Genomic DNA, 12,252 nt, shown 5'->3' on the forward strand with positions numbered 1-12,252 from the left:
TTTCGAAGCGGTCGCCGGTCTCTGGTCTGCGCCAGATTAGGAAGCAAGGGAAAGGTAGGAGTTCAAAGAGGAAGGAAAACCGCAGGTTGTCCTTCCTTTTTGCCCCCGCCGCGGGCGCGGCGACGCTCCCGCCGTCCGCAGACGGCGAATCCCCCCGCTGAGGTTCAGCGAAAAACTCCCCGCCCGTCAGGGGCGAACACGCTAACGCAGTTCGCGCACCCCGGCTTTCCGGTGCAGAAAAGGAGCCGCCCGTCAGGGGCGAACACGCTAACGCAGTTCGCACACCCCGGCTTTCCGGTGCAGAAAAGGAGCCGCCCGTCAGGGGCGAACCCGCCTGCGGCAGTTCGCGTGCCCCGGTTAGCCGGCGCAGAAAAGGAGCCGCCCGTCAGGGGCGAACCCGCCTGCGGCAGTTCGCGTGCCCCGGTCAGCCAGTGCAGAAAAGGAGCCGCCCGTCAGGGGCGAACCCGCCTGCGGCAGTTCGCGTGCCCTGGTCACCTTGTGTCGAGAAAAGAAAAGCACCGCAGAATTGCTTCCACGGTGCTCAAAGTATGCACTTTTACTCAAATCGCAGCAGCGTATCGACATCCTTACGCGCCGGAGCCTGCGGGTCCTGTGCCGGATGGCCGAGTGCGATGAGCGCAGCCACTTCCTGACCCTCGGGAATTTCCACGACCTTGGCAACCTCGGCGGGATCGTAAATGCCCATGATGACCGTGCCGAGACCGAGCGCATGCGCGGACAGGCAGAAGGTCTGCGCGGCGATGCCCGCATCAAAGGACTGCCAGTGAGTGGCAAGCGGGGTGCTGAACGAGCCGTCGCGCTCGTAGCCGGAGCGCTCCTTGATCATGGTCAGCACGACCAGCGCCGGTGCGCCGTGGGTGGTCTTCTGGTTGTAGGCAAAACCGAGCATGCAGTTGTCGGCCAGCTTGTCCTTCTTTTCCTTGTCGGTCACAACGATGTAGCGCGCGATCTGCGTATTCTTCCAGCTCGGCGCAAAGGCGGCAGCTTCAACGATCTGACGAACCTCGTCCTCGGTCACAGGCTGCTCGGTGAACTTGCGGATGCTTCGGCGGGTTTTGATACATTCCAGTGCTTCCATGAGAATATCTTCCTTTTTAGAGTATGTTTGACTTTATTATAGCAGAGCGGAAAAGCAAGTGCAAGTTAATTATCCGCCATTACCTTAATATAGTAGCGGCGATGGCGCGGACCGTCGAACTCGCAGAAGTACACGCCCTGCCAGATGCCGAGGATGGGCTTGCCGTCCTTGATGAGCACGGTCTGGCTCGGACCGACATAGCTGCACTTGAGGTGCGCGGTCGAATTGCCCTCGGCATGCCGGAACTCCCGCCGGTCGGGAAACGCCTCGCGCAGACCGAGCAGCAGGTCGTGCTGCACATCCGGGTCAGCGTTTTCGTTGATGGTGATACCGGCGGTCGTATGCGGGCAGTACACCACGGCAAGGCCGCTCTGCACGCCGCTTTCGCGGATGACTTCACGCAGTTTGGCGGTGATATTGTACATGCCCTCGTGATCGGTCGAGATGGAAAATTCTCTGGTTTTCATGCTCATTCTCCTCGGTTTTCGTGCAGATAGGTCGCTTCCAGATCGGAAAGATGCAGCTTTACGGCAAGCGGGTACTTCTCAAACGCGTGCGCGAGTGCGAAGCTGCCGCCCTTGACCGACTCGTCAAAGCCGCCCATGTGCCAGCGCACGGCGATCGCTTCCTCGGTGCGCAGCCGCATGAACCGCTCGATCAGGAACACGGATTTTTCGCCGTGACCGTACGGAAACTGGTCGTCTACTGCGTAAACCGGCACCTTTTCCCACTCGCCGCGGTCGTTTTTGCGGTTGCGCAGCTCGGTCTTGTAGAAACCGGCCTTGCACAGATCATGCAGGAGGGAAACGATGGTGTAGCTTTCCAGATCGTCGGTTTCGGGATTGAAATGCTTGGAGATCAGCACGTTGTACACGTTGAGCGAGTGGTCGAGCAGACCGCCCTCATACGCAGCGTGGAACCGCGTGGACGCGGGAGCCGTGAAGAAATCCGTGCCCTCGAGCCACGCAAGCAGCTTTTCCGCGCCCGGACGATGGATGTTTTTGTTGTAGGTTTCGATGAAAATCTCTTTATTTGTCATGTTGTTCCTCCATTCGGGTGCGGGCAAGCCGCAGAAGCGTCTCCCGCCGATTGTCGGTCTGGCCGTCTATCACGGCATCCAGCAGGGCGTGCAGCATTTCACCGACCGGTCTGCCGCGCAGACCGAGTGCCTGTAAATCGGCTCCGTTTACGGCAAGCTGCCGCAGCGAGAAGCATTGCTCCTGCGCGAGCACGCGGTTCAGCAGCGCTTCGGTCTCAAACAGCTGCGCCACATAGTCGCGGCTGGTGCCCTGACCGACCGCATCGCCTTTTTTGATCGCCAGCAGGTCGCGGAACCGCGCCTCTCCGATGCGCGACAGGCTGCGCCGCACCAGCTTTTCGTTGTCACCGAGCGGTGTGTCGTGCCGCTCGACCAGCAGGAGGATGCGTTCGGTGTCCGCGCTCGAGAACCGCAGCCGCGGCAGGAGCTCGCGCGACAGCGCAAGGCTCGCCTTGGGATGTCCCCGGAAATGCCCGATGCCTTGCTCGTCCACCGTTTTGCAGGCGGGCTTGCCGCTGTCGTGCAGCAGCATCGCCCACCGGAGCACCGGCTCGTCCGGCACCTGACCGACCGCGCGCACGGTGTGTTCCCATACATTATATAAATGGTGCGGATTGCGCTGTTCGCAGTCCAGCATGGGCACGAGTTCGGGCAGGGCAGAGGTGATAAGGTCGGCATAAGCCATCAGCGTGCGCTGCACATAGCGGCCGCACAGCAGACCGGTCAGCTCCTCGCGGATGCGCTCGGCGGCAATGCAGTGCAGGCGATGCACCTGCCGCCGCATGGCAGCGGCGGTTTCCGGCTCGATGGCAAAACCCAACTTGGATGCGAAGCGCAGTCCGCGCAGGATGCGCAGCGCGTCCTCCTGAAATCGGGTGTCGGCATCACCGACCGCGCGCAGAACGCCGTTTTTGAGGTCGGTTTGCCCGCCGAACGGGTCGCACAGGCCGCGTTCGGGATGCCACGCCATCGCACCGACCGTAAAATCCCGGCGTGCCAGATCCTCACGGATGTCGGTGACAAAGCGCACGCCGTCCGGATGCCGCCCGTCCGAGTAGCCGCCTTCCGTGCGGTAGGTGGTGATTTCCAGCGGGCCGCCGTCCGTGAGCACGGTCAGCGTGCCGTGTTTGAGTCCGGTGGTGAGCACACGCGCGTCCGCGAACACGGCCTGCATCTGAGCCGGAGACGCGGACGTACACAAGTCCCAGTCGTGCGGCTCTGTACCGCGCAGGCTGTCGCGCACGCAGCCGCCGACCGCCCACGCCTCAAATCCGGCACGCTCTAATCGCCGGATGGCGTGCGCCGCGTGTTCGGGCAGCTGCATCACTTTTTGTCCTGCTTCAGCTTGTACGAGCTGCCGTCCGGATTGATAACCACCGTGTTGTCCAGCTGGGCCTTCAGGCTCTTGCGGAAATCGGCAACGTACTCCGCGCGGAGCGCCTGCTGCTCCTTCTTCTCCGCGTCGGTCAGTCCTTCGGTCTTGGCCTTTTTGGCAAGCGCGTTGATGCGTGCAATTTTTTCGTCAGTCATATTGCAAAATCTCCTTGATCATCCTTATGCTATCTTTATATTATATCAAATTTCTATCCGTAATGAAAGCCTTTTGCGCACCCGCAGCAGCCGTTTCCGGTTATACCGCTGAATCCACGCGAACGGCAGGTTCGCCAGCTGAATCGCAAGCGCAATGACCGCATACCGGATGAGCCACGCCGTCCGGTCGGTGCTCAGCAGACAGAACGTGAGCGACACCCATCCGAGCACACCGATCACATAATGAATCACCTCCGCGCGGCAGGTGATGAACAGAAAACGGTCGAGGTATGCCGTATCCCGCCCGGATTTGAGGTGCCGCTTGTCAAATTCGGGATTAAACTGCGGCAGCCGATCCTTCCATTTTGGCAGACCGATCTTGCGGAAAACCCGCATTTCCCAATCGGAAACCGTGAAAAACCGTCGGTTCGGGTCGAACCACCGCGTCTGCACATCCTTCGGCAGAGCGCACACCGCGCCAGCCGTACCGAAATGCAGTCCGAACCAGAACGCTGTATTCAGCAGGGTAATGAGCAGATCCTTCATACGGTTTGCCTCCCTTCGTACTGCCTCTATCATACCATGATATCGCCGTTTGTTCAACCGAACTGCCTTGACCGACAGGCTTCTGCATGCTACAATAAATGGAGATTCTTCTGTGTTAAATCATAGTAAAGAGGTAGTTTATATGAAAATCGAAACAAAATGCCTGCATGAAGGCTACAAGCCGGAAAACGGCGGTCCGGGCGTCATGCCGATCGTGCAGTCCACCACTTACCGCTTTGACTCGACCGCAAAGATCGCGTCCCTGTTCGATATGCCGACAGAGTGCATCTACTCGCGCTTTGCCAACCCGACCTGCGACGCGGTAGAGAAGAAGATCGCGTCCCTCGAGGGCGGCGTCGGCGCAATGCTGACTTCCTCGGGTCAGGCGGCATCCCTGCTGTCCATCCTCAACCTGTGCTCGGCAGGCGACAGCTTCATCGCGGCTTCCACCATCTACGGCGGCACGATCAACCTGTTCGGCGTAACGCTCAAAAAGCTGGGCATCGAGTGCATCTGGGCGGACGCAGAGGCAAGCGAGGAGGAAGTGCAGAAGCTGTTCAAGCCCAACACCAAGGCTGTGTTCGGTGAGACGCTCGCCAATCCCGCTCTGACCGTGTTCGACATTGAAAAGTGGGCGAACATCGCGCACAAGAACAACGTGCCGCTCATCGTGGACAACACGTTCGCAACGCCGGTGCTGTGCCGACCGATCGAATGGGGCGCGGATATTGTCATCCACTCGACCACCAAGTACATGGACGGCCATGCCGTACAGGGCGGCGGTGTGATCGTAGATGGCGGCAAGTTTGACTGGGCGGCATCGGGCAAGTTCCCGGATTTCACCGAGCCGGACGAAAGCTACCACGGCGTGGTCTACACCCGCGAGTTCGGCGCGATGGCATACATCATCAAGGCGCGTATGCAGCTGATGCGCGACTTCGGCTGCTATCCGGCGGCGCACTCGGCGTTCCTGCTCAACCTCGGTCTGGAGACCCTTCCGGTGCGTATGCGCCAGTACTGTGAGAATGCGCTGACCGTTGCCAAGTTCCTCGAGTCGAGCGACAAGATCGCATCCGTTCGCTATCCGGCACTGCCGGGCAACGAGCACTACGAGCGTGCACAGAAGTACCTGCCGATGGGCACCTCGGGCGTTATGTCCATCGACATCAAGGGCGGCCGCGCTCCGGCGATGAAGTTCATGGACAGCCTCAAGCTGGCGTGCAATGAGGTTCATGTTGCCGACATCCGCACCTGCGTGCTGCATCCGGCGTCCGAAACCCACCGTCAGCTGACCGATGAGCAGCTGGTTGCCGCAGGCATTGAGCCGGGCATGGTTCGCATTTCGGTCGGTCTGGAGAATGTTGAGGACATTATCGCTGACCTCAAGCAGGCACTCGACCAGATTTAATTTACAGCAAAACAGGGTGTGTCAACGGACATGCCCTGTTCTTTTAGGAGGAAACTATGCGTATTCGCTCTATCGAAGCCGCTGACCGCGAATTTTTTATCGACCGCTGCCATGCGTTCTACAAAACGCCTGCCTGCGACCACGAAATCCCGCAGCAGAACGCCGAACGCACGTTTGAGCTGCTCCTGCACGGCACGCCGTATGCGGACTGCCTGATTGCCGAGGACGAGAACGGACAGCCGTGCGCGTACTGCCTGCTGGCGCTCACCTGGTCGAATGAGGCGGGCGGTCTGTGCGTCTGGCTGGAGGAAATCATGGTGGATGACGAGCAGCGCGGCAAGGGCATCGGCAGCAGGATTATTGCCGCGGTGCACGAAAAGTACAACACAGCCGCGCGTTATCGTCTGGAGGTAACGGAAAGCAACGTGCGGGCAAGTGCCCTCTATCACATGCTCGGCTTTGAGGATTTGGAGTACAGGCAGATGATACTGGACACGCCGCCGCTCGGCTAAGCAGATTGTTGGTATTTTTGTCACAAACTTGTTACAAATTACCTCTTGATTTTGTGCACTAAGCGCACTATAATAAAGGCATCAAAAGGAAGGAAGGTGGGTCCGATGGACAGTGAAATTCAGCAGTACGCGGGAGATATCCTTGCACATCCGCGTTTTCAGCAGCTTCGCACGTTCTGTCACCACGGATTGGACAACTCTGTGTATGACCATTCCGTTGCGGTAGCAGAAGCAGCCTGTCAGATCGCCCGCCTGATGCGTCTGTCGGAGAGCGAAACGGCTTCGGTTGTCCGTGCCGCGCTGCTGCATGACTTTTTCGGCTATGACTGGCACGGCGAGCGCTTTCGCCGTTATCTGAGCCATTTTTCCGGCGTGCACCGCATTGCCCACATGCACGGGTTCATTCACGGCCACATCGCAGCCGACCGCGCCAAGCATACCTTCGGTCTGTCCGAGCGGGAGTGCGAAGCCATCGCACGGCATATGTTTCCGCTGGCGGCCATGCCGCGCACAAGAATCGCGTGGATCGTCACCGTGGCGGATAAAGCCGTGGCGTCCAAGGAAATGACCGCCGCTGTCGGCGGCTACGTCTCGCACGCGTACCATAAAATTTTCGCATAAAAAGCACCCGATCTCCATTGTGTCTGTTGGAGATCGGGTTTTTGTTATTCGTAGATGGAGTCGATGATGGATTTCATTTCGTCTACTGATACAGGAGCGGAGATAAGCACTTGATAATTTCCTGTTAAGGCAACGGCATTGATTTGCTGCAAATTATGCATAATATACCATGTTGTATTCTCTTTGACATATTCAAGCACGGGTCGATCATCTTTTTCAATCGTTCCGGTCGATGAATCCGTGACTTTGGAAATCAGCACAAACATTTCAGAATGTTTAGCATTATCCTCATAATTTGTAAAAATGCTGTCTTTACCTAACAGATAATCCTTTGTCATTTTAATGTATGTCTGCTTATATCCATCCGGTAGCCATAATGGAGCCATTTTTGTTTTAATTCTCAATGCTGATAAAGTATCTGCTAAGGTCGCATTTTCGATATTAAACCATTCAGTCATGTGTCCATCGTCCCAAATGGAAGCACTCTTTTCTAAACCAAAACTCGATAAATCCGTATCCGGCAAATCGGCATATTCCGGTAGTGGATCACACTTTTCTGCTGGCTCTAAGGTTTGAGCATACTCTTCTATTGAAGAAGTATTGCTCTCGGGCAACGCAGTATACGTTTCATGGTTATAATCCGGCATATTAGTACGATCATCCCATGAGCCATCTGGATAATAAATGATTTTTCCATCTTCTGATGTAGCAAAATCATCATGGTAAAAGCCGAATGTTTCCGCACCCCACATCGCCGCATAGTCGAACGGATTGTGTCCGGTAGCCAGCGCAAACACGGTTCCTGCGGCGAAAACAGCCGCCGCGACAACAAAAACGCGGTAGCACAGCCGCCGTCCGCGGTGCGGCTTGACGAAAAATTCCCTATGGTCGGCCTTGAACTTTTTGAGCGACGCCTCTGTGTCGATTTCCGGCGCGTCCGTCTGCGTCTGCAAATACTGCTCGAGCGCAGGCAGAGCCACATCACCGTTTTCGCAAACCGCGTCCATCAGCCGGAACAGCTCGTCAATCTGCTTAGAATCCTGCATTGTCGTCACTCCTTTCCATAAGTTCGGCGCAGTGCCGCCGTGCGCGGCTGTACTGGCTGCGGCAGGCGGTCTCGGAAATGCCGAGTTTTTCCGAAATGGTGGAATAGTCCATGTCCTCAGCGAGCCGCAGGGTCAGAATGCGCTGTTCGGACGCGGATAAGCCCTTTGGCAGCATACCGGAAAACGGTATCAGCTCGGGTTCGGCTGCACGCAGAATGTTTTCCTCAAGCGGTGCGGCCGCGTGTCTGCACTGCGCGCGGTATTCGCTGATGGCGTTGTTTTTCAGCACGCGGAACAGCCACTTGACCGGCTGCTCGTGCTCCATCACGCTGTTGATCCTGGCCAGCAGGATGAGAAAGGTGTCGGCCACAATGTCCTCGGCAATATCGCGGCTGCCGACAATGGGCAGAACGGTCTGCACCATCATCGAGTAATATTTTGTATATGATTCCTCGAAAAAGAGGATTTGCTCCTGTGTCAATTTGGTTCCCCCTCGGGTTGGAAATGATACCATTCAATTATACAACGCCTGAGCGGGATTTTCTGTGGCAAATTTTTTGAAAAAAATCCTTAGCGGTTTGTTGTCACAAAACGGCGCTCCCGGTCGTTATAATGGTATCAGGAAAATAGATTGACAGAATATGATTTTTGTTGTATACCATAGGTATGGATAGAAAAAACTGTATTTTATTATGTGGAGGGGCAATTATGACTAAGTTCAAGAAAATCGTAAGCGGCACACTCGCGGGCTGCCTGATGGCGTCCGCTCTGATGATGAGCGCAGGCGCAGCCAATGTGCAGACCACCGTGATTTCCAAGGCGGGGGTGCAGGCTGCAGCGCAGACTTACAGCAATACGGTTGCACTTAACAGTGGCATGGCATCGCAGATTGTGGCGCTGCCGGTGTATAGCGGCTTCAGCGTGTGCGATTTGAAGGTAAATAACAAGGCACAGGGACATGTCACGGTTTCGATTCACGAGGGTTCGCCGACCGGTGCATTAGCGTGCAGCGCGTTCCGCGTGGAAGCCGGAGAGAGCAAGTCGTTCGCAGGCGTTGCGCTGACCGAAGGCGCAAATTATGTGGATATCCACACGGACGGCACATGTAATCTGTCGGGTTCGCTGACGTATGCGTTCGCAACTGCGCCTGCCGCTCAGCAGACCCGCACCGCCGTAAAAATCAATCCGCAGAGCGCGGACATCTATGCAGAGGGCATTCCGGCTGCCTTCCCGAGCGAGGACGGCAAGACGGTTTACACGGCGCTGAGCTACAACGGCTCGACCTACATGCCGCTGCGCACGGTTGGCCGCTGGATGGGCAAAAATATCTCATGGGACAGTGCATCGCGCACGGTATTCCTGTCCGGCACTACGGAAAAGTCCTATCCGTGTGCGGATGATGACGCGTACCACAAGGAAGGCGTGAAATATGTCGGTGCGACCGGCACGGCTACGCTCGATAAGGGCGTGAAGGTGCTCGTTGATGGCAAACAGCAGACCTTCAAGAACCAGAAGGGCCAGACCATCTATCCGCTGTTTTACCGAAACTCCATCTATCTGCCGCTGCGCAACATCGGTGAGCTGACCGGCATGGATGTAACGTGGTACAGCGCCAAGGCAGAGAATGACGTGAACGCCATCTTCCTGCGCATGCCGCTTTCGGACAGCAAGCGCGCCGAAATGGAAACCTACGCGACGAACCTCATGAAGCAGCTGCTCGATATGCGAACGGATACGCAAAAGTTCAAGAATTGCGATTCTGAGGTGAAAAACGGCAGTTATACCGACTATGTGATTGCCGATAAGGCGGCTGCTATGGCGGCTCTGGATTCCATCAAGCGCAAGGCGCAGACCATCCGCAGCGGCATGACCGAGCAGGCCAACCCGATCCGCTACTACAACAGCAGCCTGATGAACGAACTGGATTTTCTCATCAATAACGCGGATACCGTAATGGACCGCGTGAAGAACGGTCGGGTCGTGGTCGGCAGCAGCAATCCGGATACGAGTGTAGTCGATCAGACCGCCGTTATGTTCGGCGCGGATGATACCATGCTTGACTGCGAACGTATGGTTCGCATGCTGCGGCAGAATATGGACAGATTATTCTAACAGGCAAACAAAAGAAGCTGAGACAAAATCTCAGCTTCTTTTTCATGTTATCCGCCGCAGACCGAGCAGGCGGTGTAACCCTGCCGCTTGGCTTCGGAAAGCGACATTGGAATCTGGCTTTTTTTCAAATACCGGCAGCCGGCGCTGTGATATTTGGAGCCGGTGTCCGTGACGTAAACCGTCTCGCTCTGGTCGTTCGAGCTGCTGTAAGCCGCCGGGACGGACGCAGAACTGCCGCCGTTCGACGAACTGCCCGAACTCGAGCCGGACGATGCACCTGCTTTGAGCGTGTCCACCTGATTCTGTAAATCTGCCTTCTGGCTCGTGAGCGTATCCACCTGACTTTGCAGGCCGTTCTTCTCCTCGGTGAGTGAAGCCACCTGCGCTTTCAAACCGTCAATGGTCGGCTGGGATTCGTCCACCTGCGCCTGCAGGTCGGAGACCGAGCCTTCCAGATGGCTTACCTGCGACTGCAGGGAAGCGGTCTCGTTCATCTGCTCCGCCAGATGATGATAATAGGTGTACGATGCACCGCCTAAAATGCAGTTCAGCAGCAGAGAAGCCGCGATTACAAGTGTTTTCAGCGTGTTTTTGTCAAATTTTTTGCCATCCATGGATGTCCTCGCTCCTTTCGGTCCGGTTTCATTGTATTGCCTAAAATCTGGCTGTGTAAATGCGGCAGAGCGAATTGTCGAGAAGTGTCGAACGCAGGACAGTACTTTTGCGGCGATGTTTGTATAATTTTCGTGTCTAACATTGAAAAACAGTCGGGAAGTGTGTATAATGAAACTAACTGAAAGTATCTGAGGATATGCAAAGTTATTTCTCATTTTGGAGCGTAAAAATTTATGGCATATGAAAAAAACAGACGCCGTCCTCCGGTCGAGGATGACGGCACGCTGATCGAGGGGCGCAACGCCGTCCTCGAAACGCTGCGCGCAGGCCGTGCAGTGGATAAGGTGTTTGTGGCCGAAGGCGCACACATCGGTGATGTGGCGGCAGAAGCGCGCAGGCATCGCGTTCCGGTCGTCACCTGCGACCGGCGCAAGCTGGACGGCATGAGCCCGACCGGCAACCATCAGGGCGTTATCGCACAGGCGGCGGTACAGGAGTACGTCTCGCTCGACGATATTTTCCGCGTCGCCGAGGAGCGCAGTGAGGTGCCGCTCATCGTTGTCTGCGACGGCATCGAGGACCCGCATAATCTGGGTGCCATCATCCGTTCGGCAGAGACCGCAGGCGCACACGGCGTTATCATCCCGAAACGCAGAGCTGTCGGTCTGACCGCGGCTGTCGCTCGTTCGGCGGCGGGCGCACTCGCGTATGTCGGCGTACACAAGGCAAACAACCTTGCGTCCACGCTCGATGAACTCAAGGAACGCGGTGTATGGCTGTTCGGTGCAGAGGCTGACGGTACGGTCGGCCTGTATGACGCACCGTTTGACCGCCCGACCGCCATTATCATCGGCTCGGAAGGACAGGGGCTCAGCCGCCTGACCCGCGACAAGTGCGACTACATCGTCAGCATCCCGATGAGAGGCCGTGTCAATTCGCTGAACGCATCCAACGCGGCGGCTGTGCTGCTGTTTGAGGCGCTTCGCCGACGCACGCAGGGCAATTAAGGGGGAAGTGAACATGGATAGAAAAGACGATATGGATCTGGAATCGCTGAAAAATATGCTCAGCGACGTACCGGATACCGATGAATTTGATCTGGATTCCATCATCGCCGAGGTGTCCGGTCAGGCGCCCGCAAAGGCGGCAGAGCCAATGCCTAAGGCAGCGGCAGAGCCGGAAAAGCCGGTCGAGCCGCAGCCCGCACCGGCGGCAGAGACCAAGGCAGAGGAGCCGCAGACGGCTCCCAGAAATAAGAAGGATAAAACGGCAAAGAAGGCTGCAGAGACCGCAGCCGCCGCCGCCGAACACGAGTCTGTTGAAGAAGCGCGCGAAGCGCGCATCGCGGCGCGCGAGCAGAAAATGGAAGAGCGTGAGCGCAGGACCGCGCAGAAGATCGCAGAGCGGCAGGCACGCCGCGAGGCCAAGCTGGCAGAAAAGGAAGCTGCCGAGAAGGCCGCCGAGCAGCAGGAGATCGTGGAAGAAGCTGCTGCCGAGGAAGCAAGCCGCAAGGCAAGCATCTCGCGCAAGCAGGCAAGAGCGGCACGCATTGCCGCCGATCAGGCCGAGGAAGAGGAAGATATCAAGCTGGTCGATCCCGAGACGGCTATGCACGCGGCACGCCGCCGTTCGGGCATTCTGTCGTTCCGGTCGCTGCTGGTGCTGATCCTTGCCGCAGCTGCCGCGTATCTCAGCTTTGCACCGAGCTTTGAGGCACTGCCGCT

General features: G+C 57.1%; 14 protein-coding genes and 1 pseudogene. 6 read left to right on the forward strand and 9 right to left on the reverse strand.

Features of this window, described 5'->3' with window-relative positions; all coding sequences use genetic code 11:
* Positions 1-556 precede the first annotated feature (556 nt).
* From ACWVX6_RS10185 to ACWVX6_RS10210, 6 genes are all read right to left on the reverse strand, one after another.
* Positions 557-1,099 (reverse strand): nitroreductase family protein, encoded by a 543-nt coding sequence (locus tag ACWVX6_RS10185; RefSeq protein WP_118360231.1) that lies wholly within the window; start codon positions 1,097-1,099, stop codon positions 557-559.
* A gap of 65 nt (positions 1,100-1,164) precedes the next feature.
* Positions 1,165-1,566, reverse strand: coding sequence for a secondary thiamine-phosphate synthase enzyme YjbQ (locus tag ACWVX6_RS10190; protein ID WP_455153076.1), 402 nt, complete (start codon positions 1,564-1,566; stop codon positions 1,165-1,167).
* Between the two features lie 2 nt (positions 1,567-1,568).
* A complete protein-coding gene (locus ACWVX6_RS10195) occupies positions 1,569-2,138 on the reverse strand; it encodes a hydrolase (protein WP_195386705.1) in 570 nt (189 codons plus the stop codon).
* A complete protein-coding gene (locus ACWVX6_RS10200) occupies positions 2,128-3,462 on the reverse strand; it encodes a CCA tRNA nucleotidyltransferase (protein WP_455153077.1) in 1,335 nt (444 codons plus the stop codon). Before ACWVX6_RS10200 ends, ACWVX6_RS10195 begins: the two co-directional genes overlap by 11 nt.
* Entirely contained in the window at positions 3,462-3,668 is a 207-nt protein-coding gene (locus ACWVX6_RS10205; RefSeq protein WP_455153078.1) for a DUF896 domain-containing protein, read from the reverse strand. Before ACWVX6_RS10205 ends, ACWVX6_RS10200 begins: the two co-directional genes overlap by 1 nt.
* 45 nt (positions 3,669-3,713) lie before the next feature.
* Positions 3,714-4,214 carry a glycosyl-4,4'-diaponeurosporenoate acyltransferase CrtO family protein gene (locus tag ACWVX6_RS10210; RefSeq protein WP_455153079.1) on the reverse strand — a complete coding sequence of 167 codons (501 nt, stop codon included), beginning with the start codon at positions 4,212-4,214 and terminating at the stop codon, positions 3,714-3,716.
* 142 nt (positions 4,215-4,356) lie between these two features.
* Between ACWVX6_RS10210 and ACWVX6_RS10215 the strand changes: the two genes are divergently transcribed.
* The 3 genes from ACWVX6_RS10215 to ACWVX6_RS10225 all read left to right on the forward strand — a co-directional run bounded on the left by ACWVX6_RS10215 (position 4,357) and on the right by ACWVX6_RS10225 (position 6,755).
* Positions 4,357-5,622, forward strand: a complete 1,266-nt coding sequence (locus tag ACWVX6_RS10215) for an O-acetylhomoserine aminocarboxypropyltransferase/cysteine synthase family protein (RefSeq protein WP_110437313.1) — start codon at positions 4,357-4,359, stop codon at positions 5,620-5,622.
* Between the two features lie 56 nt (positions 5,623-5,678).
* Entirely contained in the window at positions 5,679-6,134 is a 456-nt protein-coding gene (locus tag ACWVX6_RS10220) for a GNAT family N-acetyltransferase (protein ID WP_118647224.1), read from the forward strand.
* 105 nt (positions 6,135-6,239) lie between these two features.
* A complete protein-coding gene (locus tag ACWVX6_RS10225) occupies positions 6,240-6,755 on the forward strand; it encodes an HD domain-containing protein (RefSeq protein WP_118285099.1) in 516 nt (171 codons plus the stop codon).
* A gap of 44 nt (positions 6,756-6,799) precedes the next feature.
* On the opposite strand, the gene ACWVX6_RS10230 is transcribed toward ACWVX6_RS10225, so the two are convergent.
* Together ACWVX6_RS10230 and ACWVX6_RS10235 are read right to left on the reverse strand one after the other, a co-directional pair.
* On the reverse strand, positions 6,800-7,801 hold the full coding sequence (locus ACWVX6_RS10230; RefSeq protein ID WP_455153080.1) for a hypothetical protein: 1,002 nt from the start codon (positions 7,799-7,801) through the stop codon (positions 6,800-6,802).
* A complete protein-coding gene (locus ACWVX6_RS10235; protein WP_455153081.1) occupies positions 7,788-8,282 on the reverse strand; it encodes an RNA polymerase sigma factor in 495 nt (164 codons plus the stop codon). Before ACWVX6_RS10235 ends, ACWVX6_RS10230 begins: the two co-directional genes overlap by 14 nt.
* 227 nt (positions 8,283-8,509) lie before the next feature.
* Between ACWVX6_RS10235 and ACWVX6_RS10240 the strand changes: the two genes are divergently transcribed.
* Entirely contained in the window at positions 8,510-9,913 is a 1,404-nt protein-coding gene (locus tag ACWVX6_RS10240) for a hypothetical protein (RefSeq protein WP_455153082.1), read from the forward strand.
* A 47-nt stretch (positions 9,914-9,960) separates the two neighbouring features.
* Here the strand turns inward: ACWVX6_RS10240 and ACWVX6_RS10245 are convergent, their stop codons facing one another.
* Positions 9,961-10,527 carry a hypothetical protein gene (locus ACWVX6_RS10245; protein WP_455153083.1) on the reverse strand — a complete coding sequence of 189 codons (567 nt, stop codon included), beginning with the start codon at positions 10,525-10,527 and terminating at the stop codon, positions 9,961-9,963.
* A 234-nt stretch (positions 10,528-10,761) separates the two neighbouring features.
* On the opposite strand from ACWVX6_RS10245, the gene rlmB reads away from it, so the two are divergent.
* On the forward strand, positions 10,762-11,535 hold the full coding sequence (rlmB, locus tag ACWVX6_RS10250; RefSeq protein WP_455153084.1) for a 23S rRNA (guanosine(2251)-2'-O)-methyltransferase RlmB: 774 nt from the start codon (positions 10,762-10,764) through the stop codon (positions 11,533-11,535).
* A 13-nt stretch (positions 11,536-11,548) separates the two neighbouring features.
* Positions 11,549-12,252 (forward strand): annotated as a pseudogene (locus ACWVX6_RS10255) (hypothetical protein); the annotation flags it as partial.

Source organism: Butyricicoccus sp. (assembly GCF_977037065.1).